18 protein-coding genes and 1 pseudogene are annotated in these 21,428 nt (G+C 72.2%); 7 read left to right on the top strand and 12 right to left on the bottom strand.

Annotated elements, in window-relative coordinates; genetic code table 11:
- Window positions 1-32: 32 nt before the first annotated feature.
- Window positions 33-863, top strand: a complete 831-nt coding sequence (gene nadE, locus OHS82_RS40090) for an ammonia-dependent NAD(+) synthetase (protein ID WP_328435657.1) — start codon at window positions 33-35, stop codon at window positions 861-863.
- A 76-nt stretch (window positions 864-939) separates the two neighbouring features.
- Here nadE and OHS82_RS40085 read toward each other — a convergent pair whose 3' ends face one another.
- The gene (locus OHS82_RS40085; RefSeq protein ID WP_328435656.1) at window positions 940-1,899 is read right to left on the bottom strand and encodes a glutathione S-transferase C-terminal domain-containing protein; all 960 of its coding nucleotides are present in this window, start codon (window positions 1,897-1,899) and stop codon (window positions 940-942) included.
- A 463-nt stretch (window positions 1,900-2,362) separates the two neighbouring features.
- Window positions 2,363-2,920 carry an NADPH-dependent FMN reductase gene (gene ssuE / locus OHS82_RS40080; protein ID WP_057580452.1) on the bottom strand — a complete coding sequence of 186 codons (558 nt, stop codon included), beginning with the start codon at window positions 2,918-2,920 and terminating at the stop codon, window positions 2,363-2,365.
- Between the two features lie 856 nt (window positions 2,921-3,776).
- Here ssuE and OHS82_RS40075 point away from each other — a divergent pair.
- The 5 genes from OHS82_RS40075 to OHS82_RS40055 all read left to right on the top strand — a co-directional run bounded on the left by OHS82_RS40075 (window position 3,777) and on the right by OHS82_RS40055 (window position 8,379).
- Window positions 3,777-5,006 (top strand): acyl-CoA dehydrogenase family protein, encoded by a 1,230-nt coding sequence (locus tag OHS82_RS40075; RefSeq protein ID WP_057580453.1) that lies wholly within the window; start codon window positions 3,777-3,779, stop codon window positions 5,004-5,006.
- Between the two features lie 168 nt (window positions 5,007-5,174).
- Window positions 5,175-5,276 (top strand): putative leader peptide, encoded by a 102-nt coding sequence (locus tag OHS82_RS40070; protein ID WP_328435655.1) that lies wholly within the window; start codon window positions 5,175-5,177, stop codon window positions 5,274-5,276.
- Window positions 5,277-5,512: 236 nt separating this feature from the next.
- Window positions 5,513-6,625, top strand: coding sequence for an aliphatic sulfonate ABC transporter substrate-binding protein (locus OHS82_RS40065; protein ID WP_057580454.1), 1,113 nt, complete (start codon window positions 5,513-5,515; stop codon window positions 6,623-6,625).
- 43 nt (window positions 6,626-6,668) lie between these two features.
- Window positions 6,669-7,466, top strand: coding sequence for an ABC transporter ATP-binding protein (locus OHS82_RS40060; RefSeq protein ID WP_057580455.1), 798 nt, complete (start codon window positions 6,669-6,671; stop codon window positions 7,464-7,466).
- A complete protein-coding gene (locus OHS82_RS40055; RefSeq protein ID WP_328435654.1) occupies window positions 7,453-8,379 on the top strand; it encodes an ABC transporter permease in 927 nt (308 codons plus the stop codon). Before OHS82_RS40060 ends, OHS82_RS40055 begins: the two co-directional genes overlap by 14 nt.
- Before the next feature lie 22 nt (window positions 8,380-8,401).
- Here the strand turns inward: OHS82_RS40055 and OHS82_RS40050 are convergent, their stop codons facing one another.
- From OHS82_RS40050 to OHS82_RS40030, 5 genes are all read right to left on the bottom strand, one after another.
- The gene (locus OHS82_RS40050) at window positions 8,402-9,637 is read right to left on the bottom strand and encodes an extracellular solute-binding protein (RefSeq protein WP_057580456.1); all 1,236 of its coding nucleotides are present in this window, start codon (window positions 9,635-9,637) and stop codon (window positions 8,402-8,404) included.
- Window positions 9,634-10,596 carry a hypothetical protein gene (locus OHS82_RS40045; protein WP_328435653.1) on the bottom strand — a complete coding sequence of 321 codons (963 nt, stop codon included), beginning with the start codon at window positions 10,594-10,596 and terminating at the stop codon, window positions 9,634-9,636. The genes OHS82_RS40050 and OHS82_RS40045 overlap by 4 nt, the downstream gene beginning before the upstream one ends.
- Window positions 10,593-12,014, bottom strand: a complete 1,422-nt coding sequence (locus OHS82_RS40040) for a VWA domain-containing protein (protein ID WP_328435651.1) — start codon at window positions 12,012-12,014, stop codon at window positions 10,593-10,595. Before OHS82_RS40040 ends, OHS82_RS40045 begins: the two co-directional genes overlap by 4 nt.
- 125 nt (window positions 12,015-12,139) lie before the next feature.
- On the bottom strand, window positions 12,140-14,290 hold the full coding sequence (locus tag OHS82_RS40035) for a tetratricopeptide repeat protein (protein WP_057580459.1): 2,151 nt from the start codon (window positions 14,288-14,290) through the stop codon (window positions 12,140-12,142).
- 4 nt (window positions 14,291-14,294) lie between these two features.
- Window positions 14,295-15,995, bottom strand: coding sequence for a serine protease (locus OHS82_RS40030; RefSeq protein WP_328435650.1), 1,701 nt, complete (start codon window positions 15,993-15,995; stop codon window positions 14,295-14,297).
- Window positions 15,996-16,163: 168 nt separating this feature from the next.
- Here OHS82_RS40030 and OHS82_RS40025 point away from each other — a divergent pair, with 168 nt between their 5' ends.
- A complete protein-coding gene (locus OHS82_RS40025) occupies window positions 16,164-16,334 on the top strand; it encodes a DUF5670 family protein (protein ID WP_057580461.1) in 171 nt (56 codons plus the stop codon).
- Between the two features lie 234 nt (window positions 16,335-16,568).
- Here the strand turns inward: OHS82_RS40025 and OHS82_RS40020 are convergent, their stop codons facing one another.
- From OHS82_RS40020 to OHS82_RS40000, 5 genes and pseudogenes are all read right to left on the bottom strand, one after another.
- Window positions 16,569-16,832: a hypothetical protein gene (locus OHS82_RS40020; RefSeq protein WP_370444154.1), complete on the bottom strand. Its 264-nt coding sequence runs from the start codon at window positions 16,830-16,832 to the stop codon at window positions 16,569-16,571.
- 109 nt (window positions 16,833-16,941) lie between these two features.
- Window positions 16,942-17,214, bottom strand: a pseudogene (locus OHS82_RS40015) (serine hydroxymethyltransferase); the annotation flags it as partial.
- 126 nt (window positions 17,215-17,340) lie between these two features.
- On the bottom strand, window positions 17,341-18,321 hold the full coding sequence (locus OHS82_RS40010) for an ABC transporter substrate-binding protein (protein ID WP_328435649.1): 981 nt from the start codon (window positions 18,319-18,321) through the stop codon (window positions 17,341-17,343).
- Window positions 18,322-18,334: 13 nt separating this feature from the next.
- Window positions 18,335-20,335 (bottom strand): ABC transporter permease, encoded by a 2,001-nt coding sequence (locus OHS82_RS40005; RefSeq protein WP_328435648.1) that lies wholly within the window; start codon window positions 20,333-20,335, stop codon window positions 18,335-18,337.
- Window positions 20,332-21,423: a quaternary amine ABC transporter ATP-binding protein gene (locus OHS82_RS40000; RefSeq protein WP_328435647.1), complete on the bottom strand. Its 1,092-nt coding sequence runs from the start codon at window positions 21,421-21,423 to the stop codon at window positions 20,332-20,334. The genes OHS82_RS40005 and OHS82_RS40000 overlap by 4 nt, the downstream gene beginning before the upstream one ends.
- Window positions 21,424-21,428 lie beyond the last annotated feature (5 nt).

The following is a 21,428-nucleotide window of genomic DNA, read 5'->3' as shown; positions in this document are numbered from 1 at the left end:
AACGACGAGAACAACGAGCACAAGGAGCAGTCGTGAACGCTTCCGAGCCCCTCGCCCTGCAGCGGGAGATCGCCAGGGAACTCCAGGTCGCCGAGAGCTTCGAGGCCGGGGCGGAGATCGAGCGCCGGGTGGCCTTCCTCGCGGAACGGCTGACCTCGACCGGGCTGTCCTCCCTCGTGCTCGGCATCAGCGGCGGCGTCGACTCCACGACCGCCGGCCGGCTCTGCCAGCTCGCGGTCGAGCGGGCCCGGGACGCCGGGCACGACGCCCGGTTCTACACCATGCGGTTGCCCTACGGAGTCCAGGCCGACGAGCACGACGCCCAGCTGGCCCTCTCCTTCATCAACCCCGACCGGGTGCTGACGGTGGACGTCAAACCCGCCAGCGACGCGGCTCTCGAAGCTCTGCGCGCCACCGACGTCGCCTTCCGGGACGCCGGCCACGAGGACTTCGTGCACGGCAACATCAAGGCCCGGCAGCGCATGATCGCCCAGTACGCGGTGGCCGGCGCCCACCACGGCATGGTCGTCGGCACCGATCACGCCGCCGAAGCGGTCTCCGGCTTCTTCACCAAGTTCGGCGACGGCGCGGCCGACCTCATCCCCCTGTCCGGTCTGACCAAACGCCGGGTGCGGGCCGTGGCGGACGCCTTGGGAGCGCCCGCCGAGCTGGTCCGGAAGGTTCCCACGGCCGACCTGGAGACCCTCGACCCCGGCAAGGCGGACGAGGATGCGCTGGGCGTCGCGTACGACGAGATCGACGACTTCCTGGAGGGCAGACCCGTCACGGAGCACGCCTTCGAGACGATCGTCCGGCGCTATCACCTCACGGACCACAAGCGGCGCCTGCCCATCGCCCCGTAGCCCGACGAGGGACGCCCCGCCGTGGGGCCACCGGCGCGGTCGGCCGCGGTGGCGTGAGCTTCGTGCCCCTCGCAGCTCAGGCCGAGGAGGAAGGGCGAAGGCGGAGGGCGTGTCGCGGTTCCGTGAAACCGGCCGGCCCGTGCGACACGTCCCGGTCCGGGGCGGGCCGGGGAATGTGGCCGGCCCAGTCCAGGATCTGCACGGCGGCTCCCGCGGCCTCCAGTCCCCGGCAGTGGGCGTGGTGCCGGCGGGCGATGCCGTCCAGGTCGAGGTGGGCGCCGAAGGCGGGATCGGCGGCGAGACGGCGCGCATAGGCCCACAGGTGCGGATGCCCGGCGATGCGGTGGACGGCGGCGGCGTCCAGGTGCAGGCGGTGAACGGTGTCGAGCTGCACCAGGGTGACCCACAGTTGCACATCGGCGGCCGTGACGGCGTCGCCGAGGACGAACTGCCGGTCGGCGAGCCGACATTCGAGGGAACCGAGGACGCGCAGCAAGGAGCCGAGCGCGCTCTGCCGTTCCGCCGCGTCACCGCCGGCCTGGCCCGCCCGCTGGGCGGCTTCGTTGATGTGCCGCTCGCAGAGGCGGGCGACGGCTTCGATCTCCTCCTCCGCGCCGCGGGGGTGAAGGGCGGGCCGGGCCAGTCCGTCGCCGTCGAAGTGGCCTACGAGGTCACGGAGGATGTCCGGAGCGTGGGTGCTGACGATCCGTCCGCTCCAGTCGTCGCTCAGGACGGGCGCGGCGGCCGGCCCGGGGTGCCGGTGTGAACTGGCCTCGTACAGCGGGCGCAGCGCGGAGTGTCCGCCGTCGGGGCTGTCGGGCACGGCGGGGAGCAGGACCACCGGGAGCGTCCGCTCCAGTCCGAGGAGGCTGTGCGTCACGGCGATCTGCAGACAGTGCGGACAGGACGGCGAGAGGTGGAGGCGGTAGCGGCGTGGCGCCGCGTAGTAGCCGCTGCCGTCATGGCAGCCGATCCTGCCCCGCAGCGGCGGGGCGGAGGCGAGGGACGGCGCGGTGGGCAGGGGTGCGGCGGGCATGGGTCTCCCTGGGTCCGGGGCCGGCTTCTGGTTCTCAGAAGTGCGACGGGGCAGCGCACATGGGCTGAGGGGCGCGCGGCGGCGTCGGCGCGCGCCCGTTCTCGACGGGAGTGGGGCGCTGGTGAGCGCCGGCGGTTCAGCGCGGCGGGCTTGTCGCGCTGCAGACCCGCAGGAGGTCGATGTGGCGACGGGAGGTCAGCAGGAGCGGCGGTCGGTCCGCGCATTCGGCGCGGTCGGCGGGTGACTCCGCACGACGCTCCATCTGTTTCCTACCCATTCACTAGGAATCTCTCCTCCGGAGTTTCGGGGCGGCCGCCGCGCCCCGTCAAGAGGGCCGCACACCGTCTCACCCGGCGTCTCACATCGTGAGAGCATGCGGTTCCGGCCGCTCAACTCGTCGCCGCGCTCTTCCGCGGTCGCCCGGCGCCGGACCGGTGACAGGCGGAGGCAGGGGCGGCGGTGCTCATCCGGCGGCCGCCAGGAGGGCGGTGCGGCCGCCGAGGGCGTGGGAGAACTGGTCGACGACCTGGGCCAGGCTCTCCCCCGTGCCCGGCGTGACGGTCAGGGTCCCGTCGTCGGCCACGGTGATGTCCTTGTCCAGCGTGAACCAGCCCTGGACGATGTGGGCGGCGCCCATGGAACTGAGCACCGGGCGCAGGGCGTAGTCGATCGCCAGGACGTGGGCCGTGCTCCCGCCCGTCGCGAGGGGCAGGACGGTCTTCCCGGCCAGGGCGTACTGCGGCAGCAGATCCAGCAGGGACTTGAGCAGTCCGGAGTAGGCAGCCTTGTAGACGGGCGTGCCGATCACGACACCGTCGACGCGGTCGAACAACTCGGTCGCCTCGACGATCGCCGGATGCCGGAAGTCGGCGCCGAGGAGCGCCTCGGCGGGGATGGTGCGGACGTCCAGGGGGATCACGTCATGCCCCTGGGCGGTGAGCCGCCGGTCCAGGTGACGCAGCAGGCGGGCGGTGCGGGAGGCGGGGGACGGACTTCCGGAGACGGACAGAACGGTGGCCATGGCGGACCCTTCGCGAACAGGAGGCGGGCGTGCATCGTGGTGGAGCGTGGGCGTGAAGCGTGGTGGGCGTGAAGCGTGGTGAGGGTGGGGTGTGGTGGCGGGGGCGCGTGCGGCGGCGTGTCGTGAGGCGCGGCGGCACCCTCCGGGAGCGGCGCGGTGCGGGGTGCGGCAGGTCGTCAGACAGAGGGAGGGCGACTCGGTTTGGCGGGGGCCGGTGGTCATGCGGATCCGCCTGCAGTCGCGGGCGGCCGCCGCGCGCTCGGGTTCGGCGACGACGCATCGGGCTGGACCGCGCCGCCGGTGCGCCGCCGGTGCGCGTCAGGTCTCGCGGGCCGATCGGTGCGCGGATGCGGGGCGTTGTGCCGGCGCCTGCGTACGACGGGACCACGCGGCGAGGCACTCGGCCCGTGACGGGGTCACCGAGAGGGGGAAGGGCCGGTCAGACGGCCCGCTGCCGGGTCAGGCGCAACACGCCGCGGACCACACGCGACCGAAGTCGATGTGGTCGCGGGTGACCAGGCGCTGCTCGGCGTTCATGCGATCACTTGAGCAGGACATCCCGCATCTCGTCAACTACCGCCCGAATGCCGGACCTGCGCCTCGCCGTGGCGTTCACGGCGCCCGTCCGGCAAGCTTCCCTATATTTCCTATCGGATAACTAGGAAAGCATTGACGGCCCGCCCGCCGGATGCGCAGGATGATGCACATGCCACCCATGCACGACGTGAGCCGCGCGCCCTGTACGGCTCCGCTCCGCGCATGTCCCGGACACCCCCGCACCGCCACGCGCACGTGATGCCCGCCCCCTGTTCGCCGCATCCACCGCATCCACGCCGACCCCGAGGAGACCGCCGTCATGGGCGTTGCCACCGCGCCGTCCGCACCCGCCTCGCCGCACCACCGGACCGCGCCGGACCGTGCGCACTGGCTGCGCGCGGCCCGCGAGACGGCGGACGACCTGGCCACGGACGCGGTGACCAGGGAGCAGGCGGGCAAGGTCCCGTTCGACGAGGTGTCGCGACTGCGTGAGGCGGGGCTGCTGGCGCTCCTGGTCCCGGCCGGGCAGGGAGGCGGCGGCGCGGACTGGAGCACGGCCTACGCGGTGGTCCGGGAGATCGCCGCCGCGGACGGCGCGATCGCCCAACTCCTCGGATGTCACTACTTCCTGGGGTGGGCCACCCGGTCGCTCACCGAGCCCGGTCGCGCCGCACTGGTCGAGCGGCAGTCCGTGGCGGAGGGCTGGTGCTGGGGCGGCGGCCTCGCCCGCCGGGAACCGTGTCCGACGCTGACCAGGACGGCCCAGGGGTTCGTACTGGACGGCCGTCAGAGCTACGCGTCGGGGATTCTGGTCGCCGACCGCATCGCCGTGCGCGCGGTGCGGTCGGACACCGGCGAACCGCTCGCCGTCGTCGTCGACCCGACCGACCACCGGGTGCGGACCGACGGCGACGCCGGGGCCTTCGGCCAGCGGCTCGCGGCCGGCGGCGCCGTGGAGTTCGACGCCGTGCCCGTCGCCCCCCATGACGTGCTCGGCTCCCTGTCCGCCGACGAGGACGTCCTGTCTCCCGCGCTCGCGCTGACCTCGCCCGTCGGACGCCTCCTCTCCGTCCAGCTCCTGCTCGGCATGACCGAGGGAGTGCTCGCCGAGGCCCGGGAGTACCGCAGCGCGGGCCACGCTCCCTGGCATCCCGCCTGGCCGACGGGCTCCTCCCAGGACCCGCACGTGCTGACCGCGTACGGAGAACTGACCGTCCTCGCCCGCTCCGCCTCCGCGCTCGCCGGGCAGGCGCTCTCGGCCGTGGAGGGCGCACTGGCGCGCGGCGCGGACCTGTCCTACGACGAGTGCGCGGAGGCGTCCGTCCTGGTGGCCGTGGCCGAAGCCGCCGCCACCAGGGCCGCGCAGGAGTCCACCACCCGCGCCCTCGACATCATCGGCGCCCGCTCCGCGTCCTCGCGTCTGGGCTTCGACCGCTTCTGGCGCAACGCACGGGCCCACACGCTGTACGAGCCCGCGTCCCACCGTCTGCGCGACGTAGGCGACTACTTCCTCAACGGCGCCCACCCTCCGTTCGTACTGCCCGCCTGACCTGCGGACTCAGGCCCGGACCCAGGCAGGCCAGACCCCGCCCGGAAGCCACCGTCTCACTGGGTGAGATAAGGCTGTCCATCATACGAACACCCTCTTGGGGGAAGCGCGCGCTTCTGCCACGATCCCTATCAGCCAGGTAGGAAAACTAGGGATCAGGGGGTGGCCATGAGATCGTTCGACCGCACCAGCCGGGCACTGCCCCTGCTGACCTCGCGCCGTCACATCGACCTCGGCCGTACCTCCAGCGCCTTCTGTCGGCCTTTCTGACGCCACAGCAGCTGCACTTCTCCGCATCAGCGCTGACTTCCCGTCCGGCCGCCGCACTCGGCGCGCCGGACACCCCGGCTCGCCGCTCCCCCCACTCCCCCGCGCTCCGTCGCCCCGCCCGCCACGGCTCCTCTGCCACCGGCGGCCGAGGCGCGGTGTGCCGGTGCACGCGGAAGGCCGTCGTCCCGACCGCCCGTAACGCCCCGCTCTCTCCGCTTCCCTGAAAGGACACTGCCGTGTCTGCCGCAAGACCGCTCGCCACACTGCGCGCCATCGCCGCCCTCGCCGCCCTGCCTCTCCTGCTCACCGCCTGCGGCTACGGTTCCGAGGCCACCGACGACGACGGCGGCAAGCAGACCGCGGTGGCGGCGGACGCCAAGAAGCTGTCCGCCGACGAGGTCAGCATCGGCTACTTCCCCAACCTCACGCACGCCACCGCGCTGGTGGGCGTCCAGGAGGGCCTGTTCCAGAAGGAGCTCGGCGGCACCAAGATCAAGGCGTCCACCTTCAACGCCGGCCCCTCCGAGATCGAGGCGCTGAACGCCGGCTCCATCGACATCGGCTGGATCGGCCCCTCCCCCTCGATCAACGGCTACACCAAGTCCAAGGGCAAGAACCTGCGCATCATCGGCGGTTCGGCGTCCGGCGGCGTGAAGCTGGTGGTCAACCCCGACAAGATCAAGACCCTGGACGACCTCAAGGGCAAGAAGATCGCCACGCCGCAGCTCGGCAACACCCAGGACGTCGCGTTCCTCAACTGGATCGCGGAGAAGGGCTGGAAGGTCGACGCGCAGAGCGGCAAGGGCGACGTCTCGGTCGTCCGCACGGACAACAAGATCACCCCGGACGCCTACAAGTCCGGCTCCATCGACGGCGCCTGGGTGCCGGAGCCGACCGCGTCCAAGCTGGTCGCCGAGGGCGCCAAGGTGCTGCTGGACGAGTCGACGCTGTGGCCGAAGAACCAGTTCGTGATCACGAACATCATCGTGTCGCAGAAGTTCCTCAAGGAGCACCCGGACGTCGTCGAGGCCGTGCTGCGCGGCTCGGTGAAGACCAACGAGTGGATCAACGCCAACCCCGACAAGGCGAAGGCGTCCGCCAACACGGCGCTGGAGAAGCTGTCGGGCAAGGCGCTGCCCGCCGAGGTCCTCGACCCGGCCTGGAAGTCCGTCACCTTCCTCGACGACCCGCTGGCCGCCACGCTCGACACCGAGGCTCAGCACGCCGTCAAGGCCGGTCTGCTGGACAAGCCCGACCTCAAGGGGATCTACGACCTCGCGCCGCTGAACAAGGTTCTCAAGGCCGCGGGCAAGCCCGAGGTCAGTGACGCCGGCCTCGGCGCCGAGTAGCGGCAATCCCCCACAACCGAACAGCTCCCAGGAGGTGACGACCATGGCCACCACGATCGCCCAGGCTGCCGAGACCGCCACGGCGGCGACCCACGCCGCCCGCATCGCGCACGTCTCGAAGTCCTTTCCCGCCCCGGGCGCTCCCGGCGGACATCAGCTCGTGCTGGACGACATCACCCTCGATGTCGCACCCGGCGAGTTCGTCACCCTCCTGGGGGCCTCCGGCTGCGGCAAGTCCACGCTGCTCAACCTGGTCGCGGGACTGGACCGGCCGTCCGCCGGCTCGATCGCCACGGACGGCCGGCCCGCCCTGATGTTCCAGGAACACGCCCTGTTCCCGTGGCTGACCGCGGGCAAGAACATCGAACTCGCCCTCAAGCTGCGGGGGGTCGCCGCTCCCGAACGCCGCCAGGAGGCGGAACGGCTCCTGGACCTCGTCCGGCTGCGGGGCGCGCACGGCAAGCGCGTGCACGAACTCTCCGGCGGGATGCGCCAGCGCGTGGCCCTGGCCCGTGCGCTGGCCCAGGACAGCCGACTGCTGCTGATGGACGAGCCGTTCGCGGCCCTCGACGCCATCACCCGTGACGTGCTGCACGACGAACTGACCCGGATCTGGCGCGAGACGGGACTGTCGGTCCTCTTCGTCACGCACAACGTGCGGGAGGCCGTGCGCCTCGCCCAGCGGGTGGTGCTCCTGTCCTCACGGCCGGGGCGCATCGCCCGCGAGTGGACGATCGGCATTCCGCAGCCGCGCCGCATCGAGGACAGCGCGGTCGCCGAGCTGTCCGTCGAGATCACCGAAGAACTGCGTAGGGAGATCCGCCGACATGGCCAGCACTGACACCGGCGTCACCGTCGACGGGGACGGTCACCCGGAAGCCGGACGCCCCGGGGACCCGCACGACCTGACGGGGCTCGAGGCCGGACTCGACGCGCTGGACGCGGTGCAGACCGGCCGTACGCCGCTGCGCGAGACCCTGCTGCGCAAGGTGCTGCCGCCCGTCACCGCCGTCGTCCTGGTCCTCGCGGTCTGGCAGTTGCTGGTGTGGTTCGAGGTCGCCCCCGACTACAAGCTGCCCTCGCCGGCCGACGTGGGGAGCGAGATCCGCGACGCCTGGGTGCAGGGCACCCTGCTCGACTACATCTGGACCAGCGTGTCGCGCGGGCTGCTCGGCTTCCTCCTGGCACTCGTCATCGGCACGCCGCTCGGCCTGCTGGTCGCTCGGGTGCGGTTCGTCCGGGCCGCGATCGGCCCCATCCTGTCGGGACTGCAGTCGCTGCCGTCGGTGGCCTGGGTGCCGCCCGCCGTGATCTGGCTCGGGCTGGACGACTCGATGATGTACGCCGTGATCCTGCTCGGCGCGGTGCCGTCCATCGCCAACGGCCTCGTGGCGGGCGTCGACCAGATCCCGCCGCTGTTCCTGCGGGCCGGGCGCACCCTGGGCGCGACCGGGCTGCGCGAGGCCTGGCACATCGTGATGCCGGCGGCGCTCCCCGGCTATCTGGCGGGTCTGAAGCAGGGCTGGGCGTTCGCCTGGCGGTCCCTGATGGCTGCCGAGATCATCGCCTCCTCGCCCGACCTGGGCGTCGGTCTCGGCCAGCTGCTGGAGAACGGCCGCAGCAACTCGAGCATGTCGCAGGTGTTCCTGGCCATCTTCCTGATCCTGCTCGTCGGCATCGCCATCGACCTGCTGATCTTCAGCCCGCTGGAACGACGGGTGCTGCGCGGCCGGGGTCTGCTGGTGACCCACTGAGGCGACGGCGGGAGCCGCGGCCTCAGTTCGGGCCGGCGCAGAGCTTGTCGCGGGGAACGGGGGAACTTCCCAGCTTCTGCTGTACCTGGTCGAGATCCGCGAGGAACCGGCCGGGGTCCCTCGTCCCGGCGGTTGCGTAGTCGAGGACGGCCCGGTAGAACGCGGCCGACACGTCCGGCGTCATCGCGTCGGCGGCGCCGAAGCACAAGGTGTAGCCGGAGTGCGGGCGGAGCATCCGGGCTATCCGCCGCTGCACCGAGGTGGCGTAGCGGGTGACGTGGCTGTCGGCGGAGAAGGCCGCGCCCGCCTCCTGGTCCACCCACAGCTGCTGGGCGCTCGTCCCCGCGAGGAAGGCGATGAACGCCTCGGCGCCCGGGTTGTCGTCGGTGAACATGCCGACGAAGTCCGCCGAGACCTCCAGCCGGCGCGTCGGGGAGGAGGTCACGAAGTCGTGCTCGTGCCCCTTGTCGAATCCCATGGCGGACAGCGCGCCGTGCGCGAGGGAACACCTGGGGGGCTCCGTGGTCATTCCCGCGGCCGCCTCGCCGAAGTTACGGACGGCCGCGCCCCGCACGCCGGCGCCCATCAGGGCGCGCCAGGTGGTCCAGGCCTCGTCGAGCTGGGGCGAGCTCCACTTCTCGCCGCCGGTCAGCCATTTCGTGTAGAAGTCGGCGCCGGACCGGGCCAGGAGGATGTCCGCGATCCAGTCCGCGCCCGGCCAGCCGGAGGTGGGACCGGACTCCAGTCCCAGGCACCAGACCCCCGGCGTGCCGAGGTCTGGCGGCGCGGACCGCCCGGTCGCCGGCTTCGCGAACCAGGCGAGGCTCTTGACGTCCGCCTTGACGGGCACCGCGTAGACCTTGCCCCGCACCGTGGCCAGCCCGCGGAACGGCTCCAGGTAGGCGCCGGTGGGCACGTCGAGCGGCTGCAGTCCCCGCTCCTTCCCGGTCCCCCTCTGTGCGTAGCCGTGGACGGCTCCCACGCTCGGCAGCATGGCGAGGTCGGGCGGCGCCCCGGCCGTCACGGCGGCGTCGAGCTGCTGGGTCAGGGCGCGGGTGACCTGGACGTCCACCTGGATGCCGGTCTTCTTCTCGAACGCCGTCAGAACCGAGTAGAAGGCCTGGAACTCGTCACCGGACCAGGGGATCATGATCGTCACACGGTCGGGCCCGGACCCGCCGCCGCAGCCGGCCGCGGCCAGCAGCAGGCCGAGGACCAGGACACAGCGCGTGAGCCGCGCCGTCAGCGTCTTCCTCATGGGCGCGGGAACCTGTACTCGGAGAGACGGGGGCGGTAGCCGAGGTAGGCGAGCACCGCGGCGACCGCGAGGAGGCCCAGCGTGAGCGTGGTGGTCAGCCAGTGCCCGAGCAGCGGGGTCTGGTGCAGGGCCAGGGTGTCGCGTCGGCTCAGCCGGACGGCGGTGATCCCGACCGCCGCGGTGGCGGCCAGGGCGACGACCAGGGGCAGGCCGACGAAGCGCCGGAAGCGCCGGGCGACGACGTGAGCGGTCGCGAGGACGCACACGAGCATGACGGCCGTCGGCCCGACGAGCAGGGAGCGGACGTACACGGGGTTCAGCCAGCGCGACCCCTTCTGCGCGTCGAGGGCTTCGTTCTGCAGATCCTCGAGGTCGGTGAGGGAGGCCGTGAGACCGCCCGTGCCCGGAATCCATTCCCCCGTCCGCGGGTCCTTCGCCCGTGGCGCGGTCAGGGCCAGCCGGGCGGAGTCGAGGATGCCGGGACCGCTGCGGGCGTAGTCGCGCACCGCGGTGTTGGCCAGTTGCAGACAGGTCGTCAACTGGCTCTGGACGTACTCGAACTGGGTGCGGCCCCGGTTGCCCGCCTCGTTGCCCGCGGCCGCCGAGGTGACGAGGGTGTTCACCCGCGCGGTGTCGTTGGCGAACTCCGTGCCCGTGCCGATCAGTGTGACCTGCCGGGTGGCGGCGACCTTCGCGAGCGCCGCCTCCGCCGCCACTGCCGTACCGCGCGCCTGCTCGATGTCCTCGACCGCGGCCTCGGTGCGCCGGGCGGCGGCCATCTGTTCTCCGGCCTGGGCCGACACCAGCAGGTAGAGCAGCGCTGTGGCCGCCACCATGGCGAGGACGCCCGCCCTGAGCCAGCGCAGCACTCTGACGGGGTGGACCGCACGCGCCCGCCGGCGCCCGTCGGCGGCTCGCTCGCGCAAGGACCGCCGGGTCCGGCCGGTCGTCGCGCTCACGGGGCGTCCACCGGCCCGCCGTCCGGCTCGTCGACCGTCGTGTCGAGGCGGTGGCCGCACTCCTCGCAGAACGTCGCCGAGTGCGCCGACGGCGGCGTGCCGCACCGGGGACAGCGGCGGACGGCGGCGTCGCCCGAGGGCGGTGGGCGCACCGCGTCGACGGGCGGGGCCGCGGTCTTGGTCGAGTCGAGTCCCAGTCGTTGCACCTGTCCGCGGGAGACGTCGCGGCGCAGGTGCGGCAGGTCGTCGGGGCCGGTGACCGACACCGAGCGCAGCAGCCGCAGGCGCGCGGCGTCGCGCAGTTCCGCGGCGAGCCGTGTCGCGATGCGCAGTTCCCGGTCGGCGCGTTCGTGCTGCCCTTTCTGCCAGGCGTCGGCGCAGGCCCGCATCGCCATGCCCAGCTCGTGCTCGTTCTCCACGCGGGTGAGGTCGGCGGACGGCGGGATGCCGAACCCGGGTGACCCGCGCCGCCGTACGACCATGGCCCGGGGCTCGCTGCACGGCACGCGTGTCCCGTCCATCTGCTCGGCGTGCAGCGTGACGCGGACGGCGCGCAGGTCCTCCCCGACGGTCAGCGCGTCGGGGTCGAAGCGCAGGGACACCTGGTACTGGCGGGTTTCCGGCGGCCACGAGCCGAGGGGTACGTGGATCTCGTCGCCGTGCCGCCGACGGGCCGTCAGCTCCGCCTCCACCGGGCGGGTCTGACGGACGAAGCCCAGCCGGAACCGGCTGTTGAGGCGCAGGCCGAGGTAGACCCGGGGCACCACGACGCGCTGGGCCTGCCGCATGGTCCGGGTGAAGTCCTGTGCGAGGTCGGAGGCGTTGACGACGGCTTCCGCGCTTCCGTGCAGTGCCTGGGTGATCCGCAGCAGCTCCGCGTAGTTCCAGTCCTCGCCCAGCCCCCGCGCGTCGCAGACGAACCGGTCGGTGCACGTCTCCAGGACGCCGTCCAGTTCTTCGGGTGTCTCGTGCTCGTCCTTGCCGTCCGTGTAGAGCACCGCGTGGCGGACGACGCCGGGCGAGGGCACCGACGCGAAGAGGCGGTCCGCGCAGGCCAGCCACCGTCCGATCGCCGTGCCGCCCTCGGCCGGCTGGCCGATGATCCGGCTCTTGGCCTCCTGCCGGGTGTCGGCGTCGACCGATGCGAGGCCGCCGGTGGCGGGGAAGACGACCTCGGCCTCGTGATGGCCCGCGACGACGCCCAGGAGGGTCCCGTCCCGCAGGGCGTCGACGGCAGCGCACATGGCGCGTTTGGCCTCGTCCAGCTTGCCGTGGCCGGCCATCGACAGCGACCTGTCCATGATGAGGACTTCGGCGCTCTGCGTCGGCGTCGCGGGCCCGGCGGCCGGACGGGCCCGGACCGTGACGAGGGCGTCGGCGCGCGTCTCGTCGTGTGCCAGGTCGGCTGGTGCGTCCACGTCCACTTCGAAGCTGAGCCCTGTCAACGGCGGCCTGTCCCCCACCGGCACCACCCGACTGTGTCCCGTGTGTCCCGTGTGTCCCCTGGATGCCTGCGCATCTCCGTATGCCCGTGCGTAGCGACTCAGGAGCTTAGCGTGTCGGGTCCCGCTTCGACATGGGAACGACCGGTTCGCCGGCGCAGCGCCGGCCACCGCCAGTCCAGCGGCGGGCGAAGCCGGTTCGCCAGGTCCACGAGGGCCACGTAGGCGCGCTCGGTGGGAGCGTGCGCGCCCAGCCCGCGGACCGCTTCGGACAACCTCAGCCGGTCGTGGATGCGCAGGAACTCGGCGTACTGGATCTCCGCCTCGAGAGCGGCGGCCGCGGCGTCGTCCACATGGAGACCGTCCAGCGCCGCACGGGCGCCGGCCAGGTCGTCGTGCGTCGGCGGGGCGGGCGGGGTCTGCCGGACGGGGACGGTGACCAACAGTCGGATGACCGCGACGCGCGCCTCGCGCTCGTAGCGGAACTCCTGGGTGAGCCGTTCCGCGGTGGCCACCGCCTCCGCGCGCCGGCCGGACAGCAGGTGCACCCTGGCCAGCCCGAAGCCGGCCCCGCCGAGCGCGGGCGTGGTGTCGAAGACGGTGCCGTAGTGCGAGCGGGCGACCTGGTGGTCGTCGCGGAACTCGGCGCACAGGCCGAGCGCGAGCTGGGGGATCAGCTCACCCGGGAGGGCCCGCCGCACCTCGGTGAAGTGTCCGGCGGCTCTGGGCACGTCCTCCCGGGCCAGCGCGATCAGGCCGGAGTACCAGGCGTGCAGCCAGTGCCAGTCGGGCAGTCCCGCGTGCGCGAGCGCCTGTGCGGCCCGGGTGACGTCACTGCGGCGCAGCGCCAGCCGGCTCTCGGCCAGCGCGTTTCCGGCCGCGTCACCGATGCGCGGATCGTCGGGGTCGGACAGGGGTGTGGGGAGCGCGCCCGCGATGTCGCGGGGGCCCGGGCAGGAGAACGGCTCGGGCATGGTCAGCAGGGCGTCCCCGGTCGCGGTCGCCCGGACCCAGTGGTCGAGGGGACGCGCCGTGCCCAGCCCGCCGTGCAGGGGCTCGGTCATCGAGCCGAAGAGCGCCGACGGCCGGGCCACCTGCCGGCCGGCCGGCGGCGCCGCCACGATCTGCCGGACCACTCCGCTGAGCTGCTCGCCGAACTGCCGTGCCGAAACGAATCTCCGCTCGGGCACGACGACGTCCGTGGCACGGTCCAGCAGCAGCATCAGCGAGTCCACCCCCGGCGCCGCCCGGTCGGCGCCGTGCGAGCGGCACACCTCCCGCAGGGTCATGCCGAGGCCGTACAGGTCGAATCCGGGCGTGGGCCTCACATGCTCGGGATCGCCCTCGGGCGGCGCGTACGCCTTGGTGTAGGCGACGATCGGCCCTGCCTCCTCCTGCGAGCGCACCGCGCCGAAGTCGATGAGGCGCACCCGGTCCAGCGGCGCGGCGGAGCCGGCGGAGCCCTCCTCCCGGAACCGGATGACGTTCAGGGGTTTGACGTCGCAGTGCAGCAGCCCCCTGGCGTGCAGGTAGTCGAGCGCCTGGAGGATGCGCACGCCGTGCGCGAGGAGCGTCTCGAGCCGGTCTCCGTCGCGCGCCGACAGGGCGACGCCCGGCACGTACTCGAGCACGAGGTGGGGTCCCTCGGGTTCGTAGCCGAGGATGCGGACGATGCTGTCGTGCCGGAGCCCGACCAGCACGTCCCGCTCGTGCTCGGCCGTTCTGGCAACCGACCGGTTCAGCGCCTTGAGGACGACCTGCGTCTCGAGGTTGCGGTCGTGTGCGAGATACGCGGCGCCGTAGGCCCCCGAGCCGAGGACCCGCTCGACGTCGTAGCGTCCGGCGATGGTGAGGCCGTGCGGCTGGGCGAAGTCGAAGCGGGTTCCGCAGTCGGCGCAGAAGCCCGCGGTGCGGCCGGGCTCCCCGCCGTGCCCTCGGCCCACCGGCTGCCCGCAGACGGGGTTCGCGCAGAACCGGTGTTCCTCGGCGACCGGGCCGACCACGGGAGGCGGCGGCTCGGGGAGGTCGGCAGCGGGGCCGGAATCGATCAGGCCGAGGCCGTACCAGGGGTCCGGACGCACCTGCGCCACGCCGACGCTGACGCCCCGTGGCGATCCGACACGCTGTTCCCGGGCCACGGCGGCGGACGGGGCGGCGCGTTCCGGCGGCAGCGGGCGGCGGTCGCACACCGCGCAGAACCCCTCGTCGTCGATCTCGCCCAGGCCGCAGTCGGGACGGTTGCACCTCGGCAAGACGTCACCTTTCGTCGATCCGTCGGTTGACCTCGGCGGTGTGCAGCCGGACCAGCCTGCGGGCGGCCGCGAGGTCGATCGGCACGGTCTGCAGGGCGCGGGCCGCCGGGGCGTGCAGCTCGGCGAGCCGCCGGTCCTCCTCCCCGAAGAACCGCGCCGCGCGAACCCGGTGCAGTTCGAGGCTCGTGGCGAGGTCGGCGTGGTCCTCGGCCAGCCGCCGCAGCGCCCGGTCGAAGGCGGCGACCTCGGCGCGGGCCTCGAGGGCGCGGTCACGGACCGCGGTCAGCTCGGGGTCGGGCTCGGTGGTCCGGGCGACGGCCAGCCGGATCCGCAGGCGGGGCGCGGCGCTGCGCGGCGGGCGGGGCGCGCCGAAGAACTTCCCGCCCCACCGCGCCCACAGCCGTGCCGCCGCCTCCTCCTCGGCGGCGAGCTGTCCGACCGCCGACTGCGCCTGGGCGGAGGTCACGCTCGCGGAGGCCGGTCCGACGACGGGCGCCGGGTCGAGGGACACGTCATGGGGGAGGTCCTCCGGGGGCTGGTCCTCGAAGCCCAGGACCAGCCGCAGACCGCTCGAGCGGGCCCGGCGTGCCAGCGGCCCCAGCAGATCGCGTACGAGTGCCTCCGGGTCCGCGGCCCGGTCGACGCGGGCCACCACCAGGCACGCGGGAGGCCGGCGACGCGCCAGCCGGCGCACCACGTCCCGGTCGTCCTCCGCGCGCAGCCCGAACCGGCCCGTCAGGTACCGGCGCACCTCGGCGACGGACCTGCCGCAGGCGTCGTAGGCCGCGTCGATGGAGCCGAGTCCGAGGACGGTGTCCCCGGGGGCCCCGGTCAGCTCGGCGTCGGACACGGTCGCGCGGGCCGCCGGGTCGGCCGTGCGCACCAGACGCACCAGCCACGAGGAGCCCGCGCCGACCGAGGCGTCGGTGCCGACGGCCACGGTGCCCGACCAGTCGCCGTCGAGCAGCCGGGTGAGCTCCTGGGTGAGCGCGAGGCGCAGCGGGTCGTGCAGCACGTCCTGCGGCAACTCGCCGCCGGACGGGCTGAGTTCGTCGGTCCGGTGGCCGCCGGTGAACTCCTTGATGGCCGGCAGGTACGTCAGCAGCGTCTCGGTCGGCAGCATCCAGGCCGCCCGGGCGTCGCCGTTGACGTAGTCGGCGACCACGATGCCGATGACGCTGCCCTTGAACTCGCCGTCCAGCGCGATGACTCCGGCGCCGGAGTAGCCCGCCTCGATCCACGGGTCGCCGACGCGGATCTGCCGCAGCAGACCCCACTCGCCCTCCCGGCCGCCGGAACCCGCCAATTCGGCGTCCGTCCCTATGCCGTAGGGCTCGGCCTGCGGAAAGCCGTACACCCGTACCCTGCCGCCGGAGATCGGCACCTTCCACAGGGTGGTCCTGGTCGCGCAGTCGACCGGCTCGTCGAGTGCGAGCAGTGCCACGTCGCCGCGCCGTGTGCCGTGCTCGTGCACCCACGATCCGGGGGCCACGCGCGCGGTGCGCGTCCACTCCGGACTGCACGCCACACTCCTGATCCGCACGCAGGACGCCGTGCCCTGCGGCTGCGCTCCCGCATACCGGACGACATGGGCGCAGGTCAGCACGTGCCGGTCGTCGAGCAGCACCCCGGCACCGCAGGGAGCCCCACGCTCGTCGTCCACCCTCACCCGCCACGCGTTCTCGCTGTGGTGATGCAGCGCCATCCCTCAACAGTAGGACAACTCCCGCCCCAGGGGCCCGAGATGACTCGAACGCGGTGTCACCCGGCGTGGGCCCGGGCGTACTGCAACCGGCGCCGGATAAGAAACAGATAAGGATTCAGGCATGCAGGGCGTGGAGCGGGGCACACGGCGTGACGGAGGTTGATAACCATGGTTCCCTTGCTGCTGGTTCTTCTGCTCGCCCTGATCCTCTTCGGCGCCGGGTTCGCCCTCAAGGCGCTGTGGTGGATCGCCGTGATCGTCCTCGTGGTCTGGCTGGTCGGCTTCTTCGCCCGCTCGACCGGAGCAGGCGGGACACGGGGCCGCTGGTACCGCTGGTAGAGCGGGCCGGCACACGTCGGCAGGCACGACGTGACATGTGGGTGGGGCGCACCGGACACCGGTGCGCCCCACCCACATGTGCGCAGCAACCTCACCCGACGCACACACGCCTGCTCGTATCGTCGGCCTGCCCGTGGGTAGGTGGTTGGTCAGCTCGGGGCCGGCGCCTGTGCCGGCAGGGAACCCCGGCGCCTCCAGCAGGCGCCGGCCCCGAGTCGGTCGTCGTGCGGTGGTTCAGGCGTTGGCGTGCCCGCGCCATGCCGTCCTGCGCGGCGCGGCATGGTGCACCGGCTCGCTCGTCCGGGAGAGCCGCTGCCGGCCCAGCCACAGGGACGTCACGGACAACAGCCCCGTGAAGACGAGGAGGAAGAGCACCGACACCCACATCTGGCGGCTCCCCGGGTCCTCCCATCCCGTCCAGCCCGCCGACGCGGCCCACAGGACGGCACCGCCCGCGTAGACGGGGCGGATGCGCCGCAGCTGCCGCACGGCACGCACGGATTCAGCGTGATCGATTTTCGATGCCATGTCGGCCCAGGTACCCCGATCCGCGCCCTCCACCGGAATGACGCGGACTACTTTCCGGGGACTACGTGTTCGGGCCGGGCTACAGGGGGTGCTTGTGGGCGAGGGCGGTGACCCGGGCCTTGAGGGTGTGGGTGTCGGAGGCGGGTTTGTGGGTCTGGGCGATGACGTCGGCGACCTCGGCGAAGTCCTCGGCGGTGAAGCCGCGGGTGGCCAGGGCGGGGGCGCCGATGCGCAGCCCGGAGGTGACCATCGGCGGGCGAGGGTCGTCGGGGACGGCGTTGCGGTCGACGGTGATGCCGACCTCGTGGAGGCGGTCCTCGGCCTGTCGCCCGTCGAGGGCGCAGGCGCGCAGGCGCGCAGGTCGACGAGACCAGGCACGACGACAGCCCGGAAAAGGGGAATGCCCGGCGGGCGGTGCGCACAGTTGCGCACCGCCCGCCGGGCATGTCAGGCCGGCACCCGCGTCAGGCGTCCGGCGTCACTTGATCCAGGCGTCCACCTTGGCGCGGTTGGCGTCGACCCACTTCTTCGCCGCGGCCTCGGGGGTCATCTTGTCGACCGCGATGTACTTGGCCACGACGTTCTGGTCGTCGTTCGTCCAGTTGAACTTCTTCACCAGGTCGTAGGCCGGGCTGCCGGACTTGGCGAACTCGGCGCTGACGACCTTGTCGAGGTCGTACACCGGGTAGTCGCACGCGATCTTCTCCGCGTCGGCGTCGCAACCCGTCTTGTAGGCGGGCAGGTTCACCTTGACCAGCGGCACCTCGGAGAGGAACCACTGCGGCTCGTAGAAGTAGCCGATCACCCATTCCTTGTTCTTCTCGGCCTTGCGGTAGGCCTGGATGAGCGCGGTCTCGCTGCCGGCGTACACCACCTTGAAGTCCAGCTTCAGGTTCTTCACCAGCGCCTCGTCGTTGGTGACGTACGACGGGTCGCCGTCGAGGAGCTGGCCCTTGCCTCCCGACTCCGAGGTCTTGAAGTTCGCGGCGTACTTGTTGAGGTTGTTCCAGTCGGTGATGTCCGGATGCGCCTTCGCCAGCCACGGCGGCACGTACCAGCCGATGATGCCCTTGTTCCCGGTCGAGCCGGCCTCCACGGCCGTCTTCTGCTGGGTGATGTACTTCTTCTTCAGGTCGTCATGGCCCCAGTTCTCCAGGACGGCGTCCACCTCGCCCGTCCCGAAGCCCTGCCAGGCGATCTCCTCCTTCAGATCCTTCTTGGTGACCTTGCAGTGCAGGTCGTTCTCCGCGACGTACGCGACGACCGCGGCGTCCGCCTCGTAGCCCACCCACGGGTTGACCGCGAGGTTGAAGGCCCCGCACTTGCCCGCGCCGCCCGCGCTGCTGCCGGACTCCGAGGAGCTGTCGCCGACCTTCGCACCGCCGCAGGCGGTGAGGGTGAGCCCGAGAACCGCCACGCCCACCGCGCCGGCTCTCCAGTGTTTCGCTTGCCTTGCCATGGCCAGTAGCTCCTTACGCGCTGGTTCGCCGCGCCGCGGCCTGAGTGATGCGGTCGAACATGACTCCGAGAAGGACGATGGCGAGCCCTGCGGCGAGCCCCTTCCCGAACAGTTGGCCCTGCGAGAATCCGGCCACGACGTCGTAGCCGAGGGCGCCCGCGCCTACCAGGCCGCCCACCACAACCATCGACAGCACGTAGATCAGGCCCTGGTTCGTGGCGAGGGTCAGGGCGCTGCGTGCCATCGGCAGCTGGACCTTGGTGATGATCTGCCAGGTGTCGCACCCGGCGGCGGTGGCCGCCTCCACGGTGGTCGTGGGCACGTTCCGCACCCCGTCCGCGATGATCTTGATGGCGACGGGGGCCGCGTAGACGACGGCGGCGACGATGGCCGTGAAGCGGGTCGCGCCGAACAGCGCGAGGAACGGCACCAGATAGACGAACGGCGGCATGACCTGCGCCGCGTCCAGGCTCGGCCGCAGCATGCGGTCCACCAGCCGGTTGCGGCCCATCCACACGCCGAACACGACGCCCAGCAGCATCACGAGAAGGGTGGCGACCACGGTCGAGGCCAGCGTCGTCATGCTGTCCGACCACATCCCGGTGGCGACCAGCAGCCCCACGCACACCGCCGTGGTGATTCCGGCCCGGCGGCCGCCGAGCACGACGCCGAGCGCGATCAGCACGGCGCCGACGAGCCACCACGGCGAGTCGGTGAGCAGCGACTGGAAGGGGTTGAGCAGTGCGTTGGTGATGAGGTCGCGGACAGTGTTGGTGAGGCCCGACAGGTTGTCCTGGACCCAAGTCGTCGTGGTGTCCGCCGCCCTCGCGATGGAACTGCCGACGCCGCCGTCACCGGGGAACTCGGCCGCCCACAGATAGGTGTGCGACATGAAGACCAGGACGGCCGTGACGGCCGCGCCCGCGGCGAGCAGCGGGCGGCGCCAGGCGAGGAACCGGTTCTTGGAGCGCCGGGCTTCCTCCTCGCGCACGCTGGCCGCGGTGGTGACCCGGTCGAGGACGATCGCCAGGACGACGATGGACAGACCCGCGTTGAAGGCCGTGCCCACGTCGAGCGACTGCAGCGCCTGGACGACGGTCTTGCCGAGGCCCGGGGCGTCGATCAGGGCGGCGATGGTGACCATGGCCAGGGCGGCCATGATGGTCTGGTTGACGCCCATCACCACGGTCCGTTTGGACATCGGCAGCAGGACCTTCACCAGCGCCTGCCGCCGGGTCGCCCCGAGCGAGTCGGCCGCCTCCACCGTCGTCTCCGGCACGGTCCGGATGGCGTGCGCGGTGATGCGGATCGCCGGCGGGGCCGCGTAGATCACCGTGGCGATGCTGGCGGAGGCTCCGCCGATGAGGAAGAACAGCGTCAGCGGGGCGAGGTAGACGAACGTCGGCATCGTCTGCATGAAGTCCAGGAAGGGCGTCATGATCCGGTGGAAGCGGTCGGACAGCCCCGCCCACACGCCGAGCGGGATCGCGAACAGCAGCGCCACGAAGACCGCGGACAGGGTCAGCGCCAGGGTGTCCATGCTCTCCTGCCACAGGCCCTGCAGCCCGAGGAAGGTGAACCCGGCCACCGCCAACAGCGCCACCCGCCAGTTGCCGAAGGCCCAGGAGACATAGCCCGCGATGCCGACGACGCCGAGCCAGCCGATCTGCGGGACGGGCCGGGCGCCGGACGGCTGCGAGATCAGCTCCTGCACGAACGTCACCAGGTTGTCGATGACCAGGCGGATCTCGTTGAAGAAGTAGAGGAAGAGCGGGTTGGAGTCGCGGTTCGCGCCGATCGAGTCGTTGACGTCGTTGAACCACCGGTGCAGATCCGTGAGGTCGGCCGCCGCCAGCGACAGCGTCTGCCTGCCGCGCAGCACGGCGAACAGCGCCAGCCACAGGACCAGGATCGCGGCGATCAGCAGCGGCCGGCTGACGGTGCGCGCGCTCCTGACGGGGGCGAGGGGCTCCACCGTCCCGGTCTTCTCCGGTTTCTCCACGACTACGGTCATCGCAGGTCGCCTTCCTGTCCGGCGACCACGGCGAGGATCTCCTCGTCGCCGACGATGCCGAGCAGCTTGCCGTTCTCGACGACCTTGACGGGCTTGTCCGCCGCGAGCACCGCCCGGGTCGCCTCGCGCACCACGACGTCCGGGCCCAGCTCGGGGCCGTCCAGGGCGTCGCCGTCGGCCGGCGGGCGCATGATCCAGCGCAGGGTGAGCACGTCGGCGCGGGGCACGTCCTTGACGAACTCGCGCACGTAGTCGTCGGCCGGGGCGCCCACGAGCTCGTCGCCGGTACCGCACTGGACCGTCTTGCCGTCACGCATGATCAGGATCCGGTCGCCCAGCTTGAGCGCCTCGGACAGGTCGTGGGTGATGAACACCATCGTCTTGCCGACCTCGTGGTGCAGACGGATGACCTCGTTCTGCATGTCGCGGCGGATCAGCGGGTCGAGCGCCGAGAACGGCTCGTCGAAGAAGAGCACGTCCGGGTCGCCGGCCAGCGCCCGGGCCAGGCCGACACGCTGCTGCATGCCGCCGGAGAGCTGGTCGGGATAGGAGTTCTCGTAGCCGGCGAGGCCGACCAGCTCGACGACCTCCAGGGCCCGCTTGACGCGCTCGGCCCTGCCCATGCCGCGGATCTCCAGGCCGAAGGACACGTTGTCGACCACCCGGCGGTGCGGCAGCAGACCGAAGTGCTGGAAGACCATGGAGAACTTGCGGCGGCGCAGGTCGCGCAGACGCCTGTCGTCGGCCTGACGGATGTCCTCGCCCTCGAAGACGATCTCGCCCGCGGTGGGCTCGATCAGCCGGGTGAGACATCGCACCAGGGTGGACTTCCCGGAGCCGGACAGCCCCATGACGACGAACACCTCGCCGGGCGCCACCTCGAAGTCGATGTCGCGCACGGCGGCGGTGCAGCCGGTGCGGTCCATCAGCTCACGGCGGGTGAGACCGCACAGCTCCTCGGACTCCGGCACCCGGTCGGCCTTCGGCCCGAACACCTTCCACAGATTGCGCACGGAGATGACCGCGGTGCCGTCCGAGTCCGGGAGCGAGCCACGCCGCTGTGGCGCCTCGGTCTGTGTGGGGGTCACGATCG

The sequence above is a fragment of the Streptomyces sp. NBC_00425 genome (assembly GCF_036030735.1).
In the GTDB taxonomy this organism is placed as follows: Bacteria; Actinomycetota; Actinomycetes; order Streptomycetales; family Streptomycetaceae; genus Streptomyces.
Note: the sequence above shows the minus strand (reverse complement) of the source record. Positions and strands in the feature narration are given on the sequence as shown.